This is a genomic window from Brucella sp. TWI432, assembly GCF_039674445.1.
GTDB classification, from domain to species: Bacteria; Pseudomonadota; Alphaproteobacteria; order Rhizobiales; family Rhizobiaceae; genus Brucella; species Brucella chromiisoli.
In genome coordinates this window covers 138,609-154,863 of the sequence record NZ_JBDJNL010000002.1, presented here as the reverse complement: position 1 = coordinate 154,863, position 16,255 = coordinate 138,609, and the positions used below count along the sequence as shown (strand labels likewise).

Here is a 16,255-nt window from a genome sequence, read left to right as displayed (position 1 = left end):
ATTAAGCTTGCTATTTACAGTCCCTGAGGCCCACGGTTCATGGCAGCCACACCCGTGCGACAGATTTCAACCAGACCAAGCGGCTTCATCAGCGAAATGAACTGGTCGATCTTGGCCGTCTTGCCGGTAATCTCCACAATGAAATGCTCGGTCGTTGCATCCACAATCTTGGCATTAAAGGCATCGGTCAGGCGCAGGGTTTCAGCACGCGCCTCGCCCTTTCCTGCAACCTTGATCAGCGCAAGCTCACGCTCAATCGGACGTTCATGGCCAAGTTCGACGGCGCGGTAGGTCATATCAACCACGCGGTGCACCGGCACGATGCGCTCCAACTGATGGCGGATCTGATCGAGAACATTTGGCGTGCCACGTGTCACAATCGTGATGCGCGACAGATGCTGCTCATGCTCGGTTTCAGAAACCGTCAGGCTTTCAATGTTGTAGCCACGGCCTGAAAACAGGCCAATGACACGGGCGAGAACGCCCGGTTCGTTATCAACGAGAACCGAAAGCGTATGGGTTTCCGGTGTCTGAGTATCCGCTGCAATAAAATATGCCGAGCCGGATGCTAGATTTTGTGCGTTCATGTTCTTTACTCCGGATCAGACTAGGGAACGGCCCTTGGCGTCAATGGCATTGGCAACAGCTTCATCGGTCGCTTCATCAGGCAACAGCATTTCATTATGTGCCTTACCAGATGGGATCATCGGGAAGCAGTTGGCGAGATTGGCAACGCGGCAATCAAAGATAACCGGCTTTTTGACTTCAATCATTTCCATAATCGCATCATCAAGCTTCTCTGGTTTATCGCAGCGAATACCATGCGCACCATAAGCTTCTGCCAGCTTCACGAAATCTGGCATTGCTTCCGTATAGGAATGTGACAAGCGATTGCCATGCAGCAACTGCTGCCACTGACGAACCATACCCATATATTGATTGTTCAGGATGAAAATCTTGATCGGCGCTTCATACTGGATGGCAGCCGACATTTCCTGAATGCACATCTGGATCGACGCATCACCAGCAATATCAATAACCAGCGCATCAGGATGCGCAATCTGAACACCCAGAGCCGCAGGCAAACCATAGCCCATGGTGCCGAGACCACCCGAAGTCATCCAGCGATTTGGTGCGTCAAAATCCATGAACTGTGCGGCCCACATCTGATGCTGGCCAACTTCGGTCGTGATATAAGTGTCACGATCCTTGGTCAGTTCATTCAAGCGCTGCAACGCATATTGCGGCATGATCACGTCTTTGTTCGGCGTATAGGCCAATGACTTTCGAGCACGCCAGCGGTTGATCTGATCCCACCAGGCAGCAATTGCGTTCTTTTCGGGCTTCTTTTCGGAAGCGCGGAACTGACGAACAATATCTTCGAGAACATGCGCCACGTCACCGATGATCGGCACATCAACGCGAACATTCTTGTTGATCGATGATGGATCAATATCGATGTGAATCTTGCGCGAATGCGGAGCAAAGGCATTGAGACGACCCGTGATACGGTCATCAAAACGCGCACCAACGCACAGCATGACATCGCAATCATGCATGGTCATATTGGCTTCGTATGTGCCGTGCATTCCGAGCATACCCAGCCAGTTCTTGCCCGATGCAGGATAGGCACCCAAGCCCATCAGGGTCGAAGTGATCGGGAAATCGCTGATTTCAACCAGCTCACGCAAAAGCTTCGTTGCAGCAGGACCGGAATTGATAACACCGCCGCCGGAATAAATGACGGGCTTTTTGGCGTTCAAAAGCAACTCAACAGCCTGCGTGATCGCTGACTTGTCGCCTTCAATGGTCGGGCGATAGCTTGTGCGCGGTGCAGTCTGCGGTGGCGTATAAATGCCGGTCGCAAACTGAATATCCTTAGGGATATCAACCAGAACCGGCCCCGGACGCCCCGTCGAAGCAATATGGAACGCTTCATGCAGAATGCGTGACAGATCGTTTACATCACGAACCAGCCAGTTGTGCTTGGTGCAAGGGCGCGTGATGCCAACGGTGTCAGCTTCCTGAAAACCATCCGAGCCGATCAGCGATGTCGGAACCTGACCGGAAATGCAGACCAGCGGGATCGAATCCATAAGCGCGTCCTGCAAAGGCGTAACCGCATTGGTTGCACCCGGACCGGACGTGACCAGCATAACGCCAACCTTGCCGGTCGAACGCGCATAACCTTCCGCCGCATGGCCTGCGCCCTGCTCGTGGCGAACCAGAATGTGCTGAACTTTGTCTTGCTGGAACAGTTCGTCATAGATCGGCAGCACGGCACCGCCCGGATAGCCAAAAAGATGTTCCACGCCATGATCGATCATAGCCTGAACCACCATTTCCGCGCCGGTCATTTCGCGTTGCCCTGCGGAGATCGTCGCCGCCTCGCTTTTTGCTGCCGTCATCGTCTTCACTTCCCGTCTGCTTTACTTAATCAATTCGTTGATGTTCAGATAACAAAAAAGGCCCCCGAGGGAGCCTGTCTTTCGCGCATGGGAGCTTTCGCCGGATGGTTACACCATCCTGCCCATGCGCGTTCGTACCACAAGAATAAGAGCTGTTCTGTTCATGCCGGGGAGACTAATCAGCGAAAATCGCGGCGTCAACGCGAAAATGCACAAAACACGATATTTTCTTATATAAAAGAGGCCATCTTGATAAGATTATTGCCCTGACAAGGCTTCTTCAGCAGAGCCATACCTCTTCCAGCTCTCATCAAGCTGGTTTCTAAACCATGTTGATTGCCGTTTCGCATATTGGCGCGTGGCGATAACGGAAAGCTCTATGGCTTCTTCGCGCGGTATTTCGCCAGAAAAAAATGCTGAAATCTCACGCACGCCGATCGCTTTTAAAGCCGGCAGTGCAGGATCAAGATTCAGAGCCATTAATGCACGGACTTCATCGAGCGCGCCCTGATCCCACATGAGTTTGAAGCGCCGCTCAATCCGCTCGCCCAACCATTTGCGATCCGGCAACAACACGATTTTGCGCGCGCTCGCATTATCGATCAGTGCCGTTCCGGTATTCCTCTGCCAATGCAACAGAGACTTGCCTGTTCCCTCAAACACTTCCAGCGCACGCACAATACGCTGGCTGTCTGTGGGGCGCAACGTGGCTGCAATCTCCGGGTCTCGCTCTGCAAGCAATCTATGAAGGGCCTCTGCGCCCTCCTCGCTCATTTTGTTGCGCCAATGCTCACGCACATCAACAGCCACTTCCGGCATCTGCGAAAGCCCGCCCAACAGCGCGCGGAAATAAAGCCCTGTACCACCGACAAAAATCGGTGTGCGCCCTTTCAGATCATGCCGCGCCAGCACAATTTCAACATCGGCAAACCATTTGCCCGTCGAATAGGAAACGGATGGAGCCACATGGCCATACAGAAAATGATCAGCTTCACGCAGTTCGTCAGCCTGCGGACGTGCACTCAAAAGGTCGAGCACATCATAAACCTGCATGGAATCGGTGTTGACGATAAAGCCGCCTGTCTCCTTTGCCATATGAAGCGCAAGAGCCGACTTGCCGCTGGCCGTCGGTCCAGCTATCAGGATTGCACCCTTTACCGCTTCACTCATCGCAGGAAATGTTCCTCATGTCCCGATCCGCTTCCCTTATTGCTACACTGATTGCCAATCCGGCCAAAGCGTCGCTTATTCCATCTTTGGGGATTAAAGCCTCGGCGGCAGTCAATGCAACCGGACTTTACTGGCTGGCAGACGGTATTGCCTGCGACATACCGCTTCCATCCACAATCGGGCATGAAGAAGCAGATCAGGCATTGCGCGCCGCCCTTGATGGCGCCCCAGTCGATGTCGTGGTGCAGGAACAGGACAGCCGACGCAAGAAAATTCTGATTGCCGACATGGATTCCACAATGATCCAGCAGGAATGCATTGATGAACTGGCCGAAGAAGCTGGCCTGCGCGAGCATGTTGCGGCGATTACTGCCCGTGCCATGAACGGTGAAATCGAATTCGAACCAGCATTGCGTGAACGCGTTGCTCTGCTCAAAGGTCTGCCGCTTTCGGTGATCGACAAGGTTATCTCCACCCGCATTTCGCTGATGCCGGGCGGCGTTGAACTGGTCCGCACCATGCGCAAGCACGGCGCTTACACGGCACTTGTATCTGGTGGCTTCACATCATTCACAAAGCGCGTCGCAGAAATGATCGGCTTCAATGAAGACCGCGCCAACACCCTTCTTCATGATGGCGCGCATTTGAGCGGCACGGTTTCCGACCCTATCCTCGGCCGCGAAGCAAAAGTCGAAAAGCTCGTCGAAATTGCTGATCGCCTCGGCCTCACCCCGCAGCATGCAATCGCCGTCGGCGATGGCGCCAATGATCTCGGCATGATTCAGCTTGCAGGCACAGGCGTAGCACTTCACGCCAAGCCAGCCGTCGCGGCACAGGCGAAGGTGCGCATTGATCATGGTGATCTCACCGCGCTCCTTCATATCCAGGGCTACCGAAAATCTGATTTTGTGGAATGAGGCCTTTCTGAATCATATTGAGAGCCAATGCCTGCAAGTGATTCAAACACCAAACAAAAAAGGCGTCGCAAATTCTGCGACGCCTTTTATTTTTATGTAAAATCAAAGCCTAATCTATGCGGATCGTGACAAAACGCAGCTCGCCCGAACGTGACGCCAACATCAAAAGCGCATTCTTACGTCCTTCACGACGAAGGGCATCGATGCGCTTCTTCACATCCGCTGGCGTTTTGACCGTCACCTGCCCAACGTCAACAATCACATCGCCTGTTTCGATACGTTTTTCGCTGGCAGCAGAACCCGGAGTGACGTAAAGCACGGCCACCCCTTCCACATCTTCCGCAATGCCGAACTCGCCACGCACATCATCATTGATCTCGGCAAGTTTCATACCCATGACTGCCGTCGTAGCAGTCTGTTCCTTCTGTTCTTTTTTCTGGGTATCAGACTTTGGTGCATCAGGTGCTGCTTCCCCGTCTTCCATATCCGGTGGCGGTGCCTGATCTTCAGCGGCATCCTCGGTGCTCTTATCGTCTTCAACCAAACGACCGAGCTTGACCTTTACAGTCTTCTCTTCGCCGTCTCTGACAACAACGACTTCGACCTCATCACCGACAGCGCTTTCGGCCACAAGTCGCGGCAGATCGCGCGCGCGCTCAACTGGCTTGCCGTCATACCGAATAACAACGTCACCCGGTTTAATCTCTTTGTTATCAACACCAGAGTTTTCGACGAGACCGGCAATCAACGCGCCTTTAGATTCTTTCAAACCGAGGCTCTGCGCAACATCATCGGTTACAGGCTGGATACGAACACCGAGCCAGCCACGGCGCACTTCGCCAAACTCTTTGAGCTGATCGATAACGCCAACAGCCATTTCAGCCGGAATAGCAAAACCAATACCAATCGAGCCACCCGATGGTGAATAGATTGCGGTATTGATGCCGATCACCTTGCCGTCCATATCGAACAGCGGACCACCGGAATTACCCCGGTTGATTGCAGCATCGGTCTGAATGAAATCATCATAGGGGCCGGACTGAATATCGCGTTTGCGCGCGGAAATAATACCGGCCGTCACCGTACCACCAAGACCAAATGGATTGCCAATCGCCAGAACCCAATCGCCAATGCGTGCTTTTTCCGAGTTGCCAAACTCAACGGCCTTCAGCTTATGTTTCGTCGGATCAACTTTCAGCACCGCAAGATCGGTCTTTGTGTCCTTGCCAACCAGTTCCGCTTTCAGCTTGGAACCGTCAACGAAATTGACTTCGATCTCATCAGCATCGGCGATGACATGGTTGTTGGTGACGATGTAACCTTGTTTGGCATCAATCACAAAGCCGGAACCCAGCGACTGCACTTTGCGTGAATCGCTATTCTTGCCGCCATCCTTGTCATTGAAAAAATCTTTGAAGAGATCCTCAAATGGGGAGCCTTCCGGCACCTGCGGCATCGGCACGCCGCCGTCTTCCTCACCATCGTCCTTGACGGTCTGCGATGTCGAAATATTTACCACCGCATCCAATAGCCCTTCGGCCAAATCAGCCACAGAGCCGGGGCCCTGCCGGATCGGTGCAGTTTGCTGGGCGAACGAAGGCGTGGCGCCAATTGCAACTGTCCCCGTAAAACTCATCGCTCCAAGAGCGACGGTTGCCAGAAGAGTGCGAGTAAAACTCGCCTTGGGTGCAATTGCCATGAAGCTCTGCTCCGTTTCTGTCTGCGGTAAGAAATCGAATAGATTAGATCGCTGCAAATTACGGCCTGTTTACGGCCCCGCATAGGGTAGAGATCAGAAATATAGCGTTTGAACTGGCTTATCCCCTGACAAGCCAGACAATGAACACACCAATTGCAAGCGCGCAAAGCCCGGCAATGCGCAACATGCTTTCAGGCGCCTCAGACGCATCACGCGCAAGTCTTTTTGCAAAAAATGGAAAGCCGCCGTAGAGCAGCCCTTCGAAGACGAAGAGAAGTCCTACGGCGGCCAGAAAATCGCTCATATGCGATAGTCTCTCTTACTTTGACGGTGTCGGCAATTGACCACCGGCATCACGGAAGAACCTAAAGAACTCCGAATCCGGTGAAATGACCAGCGTTGTATCCGGTGTTTCGAGTGCTTTGCGATACGCCGCCATCGAACGATAGAAAGCGTAAAAGCCCGGATCTTTCTTGGCCGCTTCTGCGAAGATCGCACTGCGCTCAGCATCGCCTTCACCACGAAGGATTTCCGATTCCTTACGCGCTTCAGCAAGCGTTTCGACAACCTGACGATCTGCAATAGCACGGATACGCTGTGCCGCTTCACGACCACGCGCGCGCAAACGCTCAGCTTCAGCAAGACGCTCGGCTTTCATGCGCTCATAGGTCTGCTGCGATACTTCTGCTGTCAGATCCGTGCGGCGAATGCGAACGTCTTCAATGGTGATACCAAGCGAATTCGCATCAGAACGAAGCTGGTTGGCAACTTCACGCATCATTTCACCACGCTCTTCCGAAAGCGCTGCCTCGAAGCCACGCTGACCGTAGACGCCGCGCAATGCAGCATCAAGACGCGTGCGCAGACGCTGCTCAGCAAGGATCGTGGAACCGGAGACCGTTTCACGGAACTTGCTCGGATCAGTGATGCGATAAACGAGGAAAGCATCCACGTCGTAGAACTTACCGCCAGAAACCTGAACACGAATGTCATCAAGGTCAAAGCGCAAAAGGCGATCATCGATCAGCTGAACCGAGTCCGCATCCATGAAACCAAACGGCATTTTGAAATAGATACCCGGTTCGGTTTTCACGTCGACAATCTGACCAAAGCGCAGGACGATTGCCTGCTGACGTTCATTGACGATGAAAACCGAGGAATAAAGAACGAAAGCCAGTACGGCGATGATACCGACAATAAACGGAAGCCTGTTATTGGCCATGATCAGTTACCTCCGCTATTCGTCGTTGCATCGGCAGCACCTGAACGCGGCTGCTGGCGCATAAGTTCACTTAATGGAAGGTATGGAACAACATCCTTACCCGCTTCCACGATAACCTTCTTGGTGCCGGCCAGCACCTCTTCCATAGTTTCGAGGAACAAACGATTACGCGTTACTTCGGGCGCATTCTTATATTCAGCGACAACCGAGTTGAAGCGCTGCGCTTCACCGGTGGCATCCTGAACAACGCGGTTTTTATATGCAGCGGCCTCTTCGCGAAGCTGCGCTGCCTGACCACGTGCCTGACCAAGCCGCTGGTTTGAGTATTGATTGGATTCTTCTACGAAGCGATCTTCATCCTGCTCGGCACGCTGCACTTCATCGAACGCATCAGCCACTTCACGCGGCGGAGCTGCATCCTCGATGGAAACGGCATTGATCTGAATACCGGCATTGTAACGATCAAGTGTGGACTGAATGATTTCACGAACGCTCTGCGCAATTTCGGCACGGTTGTCACGGAAAACATCCTGAGCCGGTCTGCGGCCGACGATTTCGCGGATCGCACTCTCGGAAACCTGCTGCACCATGGCATCCGGGTTTTCGACATTAAACAGATAATCACGTGGATTCGAAACACGATACAGCACGGAGAACTGAACATTGACGATGTTCTGATCGCCAGTCAGCATCAGGCCTTGCGTAGCAGTACGCGACCCCTGCCCACCAATATTGATCTGCTTTTCGACGATCTGCGCCTTTTCAACGGTTTCAACCGGCCAGAAAAGGAAATGCAGGCCCGGTTCGGAAACTTCTGCCTTTGGCTTACCAAAGACCAGTTCAACCGCAAGCTCATCCGGCTGGACGGTGTAAACAGACTGAAACAGCCAGAAACCAAGAACAGCCGCACCAATCAGATAATAGAACGGGCGATTGCTGTTGCCTTTTCCACCACCGCCACCGCTACCGGGGAAAACCTTTTTCAGGCGATCCTGGCCTTTGCGCAGAATATCCTCGAGATCAGGCGGCGTGTTGGGTCCGCCACCACGCGGGCCTTTGGGTCCTTGACCCCACGGGCCGCCATTATTGGAACCGTTATTATTATTGTTATCGCCGCCGCCACCCCATGGGCCACCGCCGCCGTTCTGATTACTCCAGGGCATCCTCACCTCTCGTCCGGGAGACTGAAAGTCTATTCAACTTCCTGTCATCAAATAATGTTACCGTTTTATAGGCATCGCGAGGGCCGCTTTCAACGTAAGGCAGCCAATTTCCTGCGTTATAATTTACGCATTATAGCGTTCGTACTGAATATAGCGCGTCGGATGGCTGTCTTTTTCTCCTTGAGGCACATCTTCACTCGAAACGGCGCGCCAGATTTGCGAATCGATTTCAGGAAAATAAGTATCGCCATCAACGGTGGCGAGAACCTGTGTCAAATACACTTTGTCGGCGAACGGTAGCGCCTGCGCATAAATCTTGCCACCCCCAATAATGCAGACTTCACCCACGCCAAGCTCAGTCGCAAGCCTGTGCCCCAGAGCGATTGCATCCTCAAGCGAGCCGATAATCTGCGCACCTTCCGCATGAAAAGCTGCATCGCGCGTTATCACGATGTTGGGACGCCCCGGCAATGGGCGACCAATGGACTCCCATGTCCGGCGCCCCATAATCACAGGCTTTCCAAGCGTCAGCGCCTTAAAGCGTTTGAGATCGGTCGAAAGCTTCCACGGCATATCATTGTCGCGGCCAATCACACCATTTTCGGATGCAGCCACAACAATCGATAAAAACGGCTTCTGATTATGCATATCTTACACCGCAATCGGCGCTTTGATCGTTGGATCGGCTTCATAACCGATAAGCTCAAAATCCTCGAAGCGGAAAGCAAACAGATCCTTCACATCGGGATTAATACGCATGGTCGGCAATGATTTTGGCGTGCGGGTCAGTTGCAGACGTGCCTGCTCAAAATGATTGGAGTAGAGATGCGCGTCCCCGAGCGTGTGCACAAAATCACCCGGCTCAAGCCCGGCAACCTGCGCAATCATCATCGTCAAAAGCGCATAAGAGGCGATATTGAATGGAACGCCCAGAAAAATATCCGCCGAGCGCTGATAGAGCTGACAGGAAAGTTTGCCATCTGAAACATAGAACTGAAACAGGCAATGGCATGGCGGCAAGGCCATTTCATCGACCAGCGCCGGATTCCACGCCGAAACAATCAAACGTCTTGAGTTAGGATTTTCACGCAACATTTTGAGAAGATTCGCGATCTGGTCAATATGGCGGCCATCTGGCGCAGGCCATGAACGCCACTGATAACCATAGACCGGACCAAGATCGCCCTTCTCATCCGCCCATTCATCCCAGATCGAAACGCCATTTTCCCTGAGATAGGCGATATTGGTATCACCTTTAAGGAACCACAGCAGCTCGTGAATGATGGAGCGAAGATGCAGCTTTTTGGTGGTCAGAACCGGAAATCCCTCGGCCAGATTAAACCGCATCTGATAGCCAAACACTGAGCGCGTGCCTGTCCCGGTCCGATCGCCACGGTCAGCGCCGTTATCAAGCACATGCTGGAGTAGGTCGAGATAGGTGCGCATAGGGGATACTTTCCGGGTCGATTCGTCAAAGCCCAATATAGGAAAAACCCCGGCGTTATGACACCGGGGTTTCGATTTGCCTGTGGACTGAAATTAAAGATCGCCAAGCTTACCCAGCTGTTTGGCAACCAGATAATAAAAGGTAACGCGGTGCTTGTTACGGTCGCCCTTCATGACTTCTGCGACATGATCGACGACTTCGACAGCTTTTGCCTCGTCAGCGACACCAAGCTTCTTGTGCACCCAGCTATCGCGAACACGCTTCATTTCTTCAGGGTCAGTTGCCGAAACGAGGGAGGAATCACGATTGCGCAGGGCAATGCCAAGATGCTTTACGATCTTCTCGACAACGGCTTCATCAGCGCCAGCATCATAGCGACGGACATCCGCGATATAGTCACTCATCTATCCACTCTCCTTCGATTGGTTTTAGCCCCGGTTAAACCTCCGCTACAGCCGGACGATCGCAATCCTATTTCCGGCATGCACCGATAGTGTGGTGAGGATTGACCAGCCTGCCCTGCCTGTCAATGAAAATGAACGCAAAAAGCGAAGTCGGAAGACGGGCAACAACCTGTTAAATAACAACTACCCTCTTTCAATCGGAGAAAAGGACGCCTATATACAGGATGTCAGCGCAAGCTGACTATGGTGATAAACGGACGATGTAATAAACCTATTGGACCCGGGGGCGGTACCCGGCGCCTCCACCACAACGCAAGAAGCATTAAAGGCGCGTTGCGCTGTGGCGGGGGCGAAATAGGATCGACAAGGGTGTAAAGATCGCTCTTTTGCTCGGCATGATACCACCGTTATCGGGTCAATTGAGTAGTTGCAAATGACAACAAAGCTCAGGGTTACGCTCTCGCTGCTTAATCGCGGTGCGGGAAACCCACTCTAAGTCCTTCTGGTTAGCACCTTGAGGCGGGGTTCGGAGGCACCTGGCAACAGAAGCCTCCACTTCGTTTCCTTACCTGTAACCGATTGATTTTTGGTCATTTTAGTTTTCCAGTTTTCAACTGTTTTACAGTTTCGTTCTGTTTCCGTTTCTGGAAGTCCATCAGAATGGCTTTTCCACCCATCTTACGATCAGCGTAACGGCTATATCGCTCGACCATTTGAGGACTCATTCCGACAGCATCACAAATCTGCGGAACGCTGAAACCTGCTTGCCTCAACCTGATAACGGCATTAGCGCGTAAGCCATGCCAGACCACATCTTCAATTACGGGCTGGTTTTCTCTGGCTTCATTCAGCCACTTCCACATGAGATTCGTTGTGAAAGGCTTGCCATTATCCTGATAAAGAAACGGTCCCGGCCTCTTTTCCCAATGTGCCATTTCCGCTTCAAGTTCCGGGAAGATCGGACACCAAGGCCGAACACCTGTCTTTTTCTGTGGAAGGCTGAATCCCCCCTCGTCTATATCCGTCCACCCCAGACGCACAACATCGCTTATGCGCTGGCCAGTGTATCGAGCTAAAACATAGGCACGGCGCAGCATTCCAGAAAAATGTTCATCCGCATATCTCAGTTGTTCAGGCGACCAAGGCTTATGCCCTTCACCTTGCTGAAAATGTGCAACGCCTTGCGTGGGATCGCGGCCAAGCAATTCACGTGGCCCACTCGCCCAACGACACATAGCTCGCAGGGCATCAAGCAAGTTGTTCGCAGATCCGGGGGTTTTGGCTCCTATCTTCTCGATTAAAGCCTGCACGTGTGAAGGCCTAAGAGCATCGGCTTGCAAATCACCCCAGACCTGCCGCACTACCCGCAATTGTCGCCGATATTGATCTATGGTGCTTTCGGCGAGTTTTCTCGGAAGACCGGGCCAAGCCTCCTGATAAGCATCAATCAATGCACCTATAGTATCTCCGGCAACCGACCCACTGATACCTTGGGCTTGCCGGACCGCTTGCCAGAACTCCGGCGAATGCGGATCATTGGGAAGCTTAATCCGCTCACCAACATGAGCCGTACCGCGGCCCGTCTGATAATAAAAATACTCCCGACCGCGTGACACAACACGATGAACACCCTTTGGTAGTGAAACGGTTGCGGCTCTACGTGTTTTGCGAGACATTCTTTAACCCTGCCATGAATGGATCATCAGACCGCCCACCAGTCGAGTGAGCTTCCAGCAAAGCTTGCACCTGTATCCAGCTCCAACGCACAGAACCTCCAAGCCTGACAGGTTTCGGAAGCAAGCCCCGCCTCACATAATCGTCGACCGTAGTTTCACTAATATCAAGTTCCGTCGCTAAACGCGCTTTACCAAGATATGAAGGCGGACGATCCCCTAACAAAATGCGGGGAAACGCATCCGAATTGCTTATGAGTACAGAACGCTTTGCCACAGCTTCACCCCGCTTCCTGTCCTGTCATTGAGCGATAGGCGCGTTCGACCGTATTATTTACAGTGCTGGCGAGCGCCCCACCTTTTCGCCAGACAACGGTCGATCGGTTTTTGCTGCGCGCTTTTGGCGGCAATACGCGATAACCGTCACTAAATGACGCAAGAGCCGCATCCCGGATGAGTAGCTCGCCGCCGATCTCAAGATCGGCGTGCGCCACAATTTCAAAATCCGGCAATTTGTGGCCATTGCACAGCCGCAAGGCGAGAACCTTAATTTCCATGGCGCACGCCTCCCTTACTGTGCCAAACGAACGGCAACGAATGCCGATGCAGCAAGCGCCACTTCGACAGCATGACCAATAAAGATGTTATCGGCTTCTGTGACGGTGACGTTCTTTTCGTCAGCGTCCCAATAAACCTTTTGGCCTTCGGTCAACCCCGCGCCGGAGGCCTTAGGAAGCTGGAACACACCTTCGAGCCAAGTGGCGACTTTCTGTCCCGGCTTGGCGTCGGTGGAAGCCACGCCGAACAAATCCCCTATCAGGAAGCCTTCGCCAGAAACCACACCGGAAGGCAGAGGGGCAGTAAAATCAACAATGTCACCATGCTGAATGTAATTGCGCATATCAGTAACCCTTCGAAGTCTTTGGATAGATCAGCCGGCGCGACGGACTAGCCGCCATCGCGATCCGGCGTTCGAGATCAGCGATAGCAGCAGCCAGTTCGGAATCACTGCGATACTCCACTTCATCCTCACCAAAGCGCACCTTACGGGTGCCTCTGGCGCGGACGGCGCGGAGCTTTTCAAGCTGCTGCTGCATCTCGGTGATAGGCATGGTTTAACTCGCCTTGTGATCGAGCCGCGTCCAGCTTCGCCATTCGAGCCAGCCAAGGCCGAACGGATGACGAATCTTGAACTGCACCGCATCGGTGTCAAAATTGATCCGGCTATCGGTAAATGGCGCTTCCTGCCCTTGCAGGAATACGCGCACAGCGCCGTCCATCTTGGAAGGTTCTGCGACCAACCACGATGCATCCGGGTTCAAAAGACGCGGTTCGACCACCACCTGCAACTTACCCGCCAGCGGGTTCACATTGGCAATTGCGGATGCTTGAATGCTGGCTACAAGACGAAGGGCCGTTTCCTCAAAATCCGAATGCACAAGCCAGTGTGTCGGATAAACACCGATCATCACATCACCGACGCCCTTACGCTTCGCCATGGCAGAACGCGCAGACATGACCTGTTTGACTTCGGTCTGACCGTTAAGCGTAAAATCGAGAATATTGCCTCGGCTTGCATGGAAAACGGTCTTGCCGTCTTTCATCTTCGGCCCGGACAAATCACCCTGCTGCACATAGGCCACCTGACGATCTGCAATTTCCGCCGCCATACGCTTGCCGAACTGCGTGCCGTCATTGCCAAGGCGCGAACCGGCGTTGATCGTCAGCTCATAAGATTTGCTGGTAATACCGCCGATAATAGCGACGCTGACAGTCTCGCCTGTCTCATGGATGAACGAGTGCTTATATTGCCCGTTTTCCAGCTTGTTGGCGATTGCAAGACTGGTCCAATCAGCAAGGCCACGGGTTTCAGCATTGAATGTCGAAACCGTATCACGGCCAAAAAGTGCAGCAACAGGCGACGAAGCGGCATCCAGTTCGCGGCGCATCGAGAGATTGAATGTCCCGCCTGCAATGATCGGAAAATCGGAAGTCGTGGCAGCACGGCGAACCACTTCCGCATCCGACAAGCCAGTGGTCGCAATTCCAGCATTGCGGCAAAGACGCTCGGCAAGAGCGCGTTCGCCCTGCGCAAACACTTCAGCCGCCTGTCCGTTTGGCTGCTCGCCGCGATTGACGGCATCATAAAAGGAAATGACCGCATCACGCAGCACAACCGGATTATCGAATGTCTGGTCGTTATGCTGGCGGATTGTGCGAACCGGTGGCGCATTGCGTTCAACAGCAGCAAGCGCCAATGCGGTACGGTCCGCGTCAGACGCATCGGAATTGCGCAACGCTTCACGCACAGCATCCGGCACACCCGCAGCACGGCAAACAGTGTCCCACTGTTCCGCCGACATGCGGTTTTCTTGTTCTTCAATTTGTATGTCCTGAGACATAGGACGGCTCCTGATCTTGGAAAGCGGATCAGCAGGGTTCACCACGAAGCTGCCTTCGATCAGCCGCCCGGAAAGGGCTGTTCTGATCTTGCGGCCGGTTACCGGGTCCTTGCTGTCTCGCCATTTCGAAACGGAAAAAGAAATGGAAAAGCTTGATTGCACACCATCCTTGAGATTGGCGGCGAGCGCTTCATTGTCAGCGCGGCTGGATAAACGACCGTCAGCCACCAAAGCGGTGACGCCATTTTCCAATGTCTCGAAGCGGAAATTTGTGAGCGCTCCGACTGTATCACGGACACTGCTGGAATGGTCCGTCTGCAAAGGCAATGTTTCGGGCCAGCCAGTGGCACCGAAAGATTGCAGGTCTAAAACTTCATCATAATTGCCACGATCAACAGGGGCATTGGTTGCAACAACCACCGTGAAAGAACGGGTTTCAGGATCGTAGCTGTTTGGCCGGGATTGGGCTTGATAACGGCGAACTGGATTGCTCATTTTACGGCTCCGGCTGTTTGGGAAAGAGGGTCGGCAGCGATTTCGGCTCGCACCGTTTCAAACTCGCGCCCACGTGCCTCGATGATTTCTTTGCGGGATTTCAGACCAGCTTTCAGAAGCACTATGTCGGCGTTAGCCTCTTTCAGGCGGTCGATTTCCGGCCAGCTTGGTTCGATCCAGCCCGGCTCTATTTCAGCACTGGCCCTTGCCGTCATATGCTCAATGGCCTGCCAGCGGCGAAAGATCGGTTCCAGAATGCCTTCGATCAGCAACACCTTGCGCGTGGCCTCGGCCTTACGCCGTGCCGTCAAAGCACCACCGCGGAAACTCGAATAATTAACGCCTTCCAAATCCCCGATCAGATCCTCATAGGTGACGCCAAGCGCGGCTGCGATCTGGCGATAAAGAACCTTGATAAAGGCATTGAAGTCAGGCGATTGCGGACCGTTGACAACCTCGACATTTTCACCAGGACGGGCGCGGATGATTGCCCCCGGCTCAAGTGACGGATTTGGATCACCATCAAAGGCGTCCGTACCGTCAGGGCTGGTTAGAATAGCGGTGAGCATGGCGCTGACCTGCAACTGTTTGAGCCGCGCTTCTATGGCAATGCTTGCATTGTTGAGAACCGGCAGCACAGCAACGAGCGGACTCATGCCTCGCACCTGCCCCGGAAACTCATGCTCAAAAACATGCACCACGTCAGCAGCATCGAAGCGAACGGATTGCGTATTGCTGGCAAAAGGATCGCCGGGAGAATGCGGAAGAATCCAATATCCGTTTATGACGCCGTAGCCGTCTCGCTCAACACCCGCAACGATAGTACCAGCTTCGCCACGATCCTCGTTTTTGGAGCGGTCAAGTTGTTCCGGGTCAAGAATCTGGAAAGCATACCGACCCGAAACCACGCGATGCAGCCCCAGAATTTCCCCGCTGATCGCCCATGAGCGCACAACAGCACGCTGAATTGCGGTGATCGACAGAAGGCCGGATGGATCAAGCTTCGCAGAATTGAACCCGCTATCAAGCTTCTGATCGGGAGTATTCAAGCGCGTACCGCTGCCAACGATCTGCGAGACGATCAATCCGACCGCCGAACGTACCACCGGATCATTGATATAGAGTGCTGCAACCCGCTGGCCGACCGTCATTCCAGCCGTGCGATAATCAGCCGAACCGGAAACCGAACGCACTTCATCAGGCCAATTTGCGCTTGCAGCGTTCACGGCACGTTTCCGGTTTGGATTCCCTTTGT

Annotated in this window: 17 protein-coding genes and 1 other RNA gene; 2 read left to right on the top strand and 16 right to left on the bottom strand. The window is 53.4% G+C overall.

Annotation, left to right across the window (positions count from 1 at the left end):
* Nucleotides 1-14: 14 nt before the first annotated feature.
* From ilvN to miaA, 3 genes are all read right to left on the bottom strand, one after another.
* On the bottom strand, nt 15-587 hold the full coding sequence (ilvN, locus tag ABE527_RS05825) for an acetolactate synthase small subunit (RefSeq protein ID WP_265985384.1): 573 nt from the start codon (nt 585-587) through the stop codon (nt 15-17).
* 15 nt (nt 588-602) lie between these two features.
* Nucleotides 603-2,408 (bottom strand): acetolactate synthase 3 large subunit, encoded by a 1,806-nt coding sequence (locus ABE527_RS05820; RefSeq protein ID WP_499696403.1) that lies wholly within the window; start codon nt 2,406-2,408, stop codon nt 603-605.
* A gap of 258 nt (nt 2,409-2,666) precedes the next feature.
* Nucleotides 2,667-3,578 carry a tRNA (adenosine(37)-N6)-dimethylallyltransferase MiaA gene (miaA, locus tag ABE527_RS05815; protein WP_499696402.1) on the bottom strand — a complete coding sequence of 304 codons (912 nt, stop codon included), beginning with the start codon at nt 3,576-3,578 and terminating at the stop codon, nt 2,667-2,669.
* 17 nt (nt 3,579-3,595) lie between these two features.
* On the opposite strand from miaA, the gene serB reads away from it, so the two are divergent.
* Nucleotides 3,596-4,495 (top strand): phosphoserine phosphatase SerB, encoded by a 900-nt coding sequence (gene serB, locus ABE527_RS05810; RefSeq protein ID WP_499696401.1) that lies wholly within the window; start codon nt 3,596-3,598, stop codon nt 4,493-4,495.
* A gap of 109 nt (nt 4,496-4,604) precedes the next feature.
* On the opposite strand, the gene ABE527_RS05805 is transcribed toward serB, so the two are convergent.
* The 7 genes from ABE527_RS05805 to ABE527_RS05775 form a co-directional block, all read right to left on the bottom strand.
* Complete coding sequence (locus ABE527_RS05805; RefSeq protein WP_499696400.1) at nt 4,605-6,194, bottom strand: Do family serine endopeptidase; 1,590 nt, start codon at nt 6,192-6,194, stop codon at nt 4,605-4,607.
* Between the two features lie 118 nt (nt 6,195-6,312).
* Nucleotides 6,313-6,498: a DUF2065 domain-containing protein gene (locus ABE527_RS05800; protein ID WP_265985389.1), complete on the bottom strand. Its 186-nt coding sequence runs from the start codon at nt 6,496-6,498 to the stop codon at nt 6,313-6,315.
* 15 nt (nt 6,499-6,513) lie between these two features.
* Complete coding sequence (gene hflC, locus ABE527_RS05795; RefSeq protein WP_265985390.1) at nt 6,514-7,416, bottom strand: protease modulator HflC; 903 nt, start codon at nt 7,414-7,416, stop codon at nt 6,514-6,516.
* Nucleotides 7,417-7,418: 2 nt separating this feature from the next.
* The gene (hflK, locus tag ABE527_RS05790) at nt 7,419-8,579 is read right to left on the bottom strand and encodes an FtsH protease activity modulator HflK (protein ID WP_265985391.1); all 1,161 of its coding nucleotides are present in this window, start codon (nt 8,577-8,579) and stop codon (nt 7,419-7,421) included.
* A gap of 123 nt (nt 8,580-8,702) precedes the next feature.
* Nucleotides 8,703-9,227 (bottom strand): dihydrofolate reductase, encoded by a 525-nt coding sequence (locus tag ABE527_RS05785; RefSeq protein ID WP_499696399.1) that lies wholly within the window; start codon nt 9,225-9,227, stop codon nt 8,703-8,705.
* 3 nt (nt 9,228-9,230) lie between these two features.
* Nucleotides 9,231-10,025 carry a thymidylate synthase gene (locus ABE527_RS05780; protein WP_499696398.1) on the bottom strand — a complete coding sequence of 265 codons (795 nt, stop codon included), beginning with the start codon at nt 10,023-10,025 and terminating at the stop codon, nt 9,231-9,233.
* A 93-nt stretch (nt 10,026-10,118) separates the two neighbouring features.
* A complete protein-coding gene (locus ABE527_RS05775) occupies nt 10,119-10,430 on the bottom strand; it encodes a DUF2853 family protein (RefSeq protein ID WP_265985394.1) in 312 nt (103 codons plus the stop codon).
* Nucleotides 10,431-10,617: 187 nt separating this feature from the next.
* Here ABE527_RS05775 and ssrA point away from each other — a divergent pair.
* Nucleotides 10,618-10,987, top strand: a transfer-messenger RNA (tmRNA) gene (ssrA, locus tag ABE527_RS05770).
* Between the two features lie 33 nt (nt 10,988-11,020).
* Here ssrA and ABE527_RS05765 read toward each other — a convergent pair.
* The 6 genes from ABE527_RS05765 to ABE527_RS05740 all read right to left on the bottom strand — a co-directional run bounded on the left by ABE527_RS05765 (nt 11,021) and on the right by ABE527_RS05740 (nt 16,226).
* Entirely contained in the window at nt 11,021-11,881 is an 861-nt protein-coding gene (locus tag ABE527_RS05765; protein ID WP_499696397.1) for a tyrosine-type recombinase/integrase, read from the bottom strand.
* Between the two features lie 503 nt (nt 11,882-12,384).
* Nucleotides 12,385-12,660 carry a hypothetical protein gene (locus tag ABE527_RS05760; protein WP_499696396.1) on the bottom strand — a complete coding sequence of 92 codons (276 nt, stop codon included), beginning with the start codon at nt 12,658-12,660 and terminating at the stop codon, nt 12,385-12,387.
* 14 nt (nt 12,661-12,674) lie between these two features.
* Nucleotides 12,675-13,004 (bottom strand): DUF2190 family protein, encoded by a 330-nt coding sequence (locus ABE527_RS05755; RefSeq protein WP_499696395.1) that lies wholly within the window; start codon nt 13,002-13,004, stop codon nt 12,675-12,677.
* A 1-nt stretch (nt 13,005) separates the two neighbouring features.
* A complete protein-coding gene (locus tag ABE527_RS05750) occupies nt 13,006-13,215 on the bottom strand; it encodes a phage head-tail joining protein (RefSeq protein WP_499696394.1) in 210 nt (69 codons plus the stop codon).
* A gap of 3 nt (nt 13,216-13,218) precedes the next feature.
* Nucleotides 13,219-15,000 carry a phage major capsid protein gene (locus tag ABE527_RS05745; protein ID WP_499696393.1) on the bottom strand — a complete coding sequence of 594 codons (1,782 nt, stop codon included), beginning with the start codon at nt 14,998-15,000 and terminating at the stop codon, nt 13,219-13,221.
* Nucleotides 14,997-16,226 (bottom strand): phage portal protein, encoded by a 1,230-nt coding sequence (locus tag ABE527_RS05740; RefSeq protein WP_499696392.1) that lies wholly within the window; start codon nt 16,224-16,226, stop codon nt 14,997-14,999. Before ABE527_RS05740 ends, ABE527_RS05745 begins: the two co-directional genes overlap by 4 nt.
* Between the last annotated feature and the right edge of the window lie 29 nt (nt 16,227-16,255).

What these genes read in the sequence shown, in the direction of transcription:
- ilvN (WP_265985384.1), bottom strand. Translation starts at nt 587, where the DNA reads ATGAACGCACAAAATCTAGCATCCGGCTCGGCATATTTTATTGCAGCG.
- ABE527_RS05820 (WP_499696403.1), bottom strand. Translation starts at nt 2,408, where the DNA reads ATGACGGCAGCAAAAAGCGAGGCGGCGACGATCTCCGCAGGGCAACGC.
- miaA (WP_499696402.1), bottom strand. Translation starts at nt 3,578, where the DNA reads ATGAGTGAAGCGGTAAAGGGTGCAATCCTGATAGCTGGACCGACGGCC.
- serB (WP_499696401.1), top strand. Translation starts at nt 3,596, where the DNA reads ATGTCCCGATCCGCTTCCCTTATTGCTACACTGATTGCCAATCCGGCC.
- ABE527_RS05805 (WP_499696400.1), bottom strand. Translation starts at nt 6,194, where the DNA reads ATGGCAATTGCACCCAAGGCGAGTTTTACTCGCACTCTTCTGGCAACC.
- ABE527_RS05800 (WP_265985389.1), bottom strand. Translation starts at nt 6,498, where the DNA reads ATGAGCGATTTTCTGGCCGCCGTAGGACTTCTCTTCGTCTTCGAAGGG.
- hflC (WP_265985390.1), bottom strand. Translation starts at nt 7,416, where the DNA reads ATGGCCAATAACAGGCTTCCGTTTATTGTCGGTATCATCGCCGTACTG.
- hflK (WP_265985391.1), bottom strand. Translation starts at nt 8,579, where the DNA reads ATGCCCTGGAGTAATCAGAACGGCGGCGGTGGCCCATGGGGTGGCGGC.
- ABE527_RS05785 (WP_499696399.1), bottom strand. Translation starts at nt 9,227, where the DNA reads ATGCATAATCAGAAGCCGTTTTTATCGATTGTTGTGGCTGCATCCGAA.
- ABE527_RS05780 (WP_499696398.1), bottom strand. Translation starts at nt 10,025, where the DNA reads ATGCGCACCTATCTCGACCTACTCCAGCATGTGCTTGATAACGGCGCT.
- ABE527_RS05775 (WP_265985394.1), bottom strand. Translation starts at nt 10,430, where the DNA reads ATGAGTGACTATATCGCGGATGTCCGTCGCTATGATGCTGGCGCTGAT.
- ABE527_RS05760 (WP_499696396.1), bottom strand. Translation starts at nt 12,660, where the DNA reads ATGGAAATTAAGGTTCTCGCCTTGCGGCTGTGCAATGGCCACAAATTG.
- ABE527_RS05755 (WP_499696395.1), bottom strand. Translation starts at nt 13,004, where the DNA reads ATGCGCAATTACATTCAGCATGGTGACATTGTTGATTTTACTGCCCCT.
- ABE527_RS05750 (WP_499696394.1), bottom strand. Translation starts at nt 13,215, where the DNA reads ATGCCTATCACCGAGATGCAGCAGCAGCTTGAAAAGCTCCGCGCCGTC.
- ABE527_RS05745 (WP_499696393.1), bottom strand. Translation starts at nt 15,000, where the DNA reads ATGAGCAATCCAGTTCGCCGTTATCAAGCCCAATCCCGGCCAAACAGC.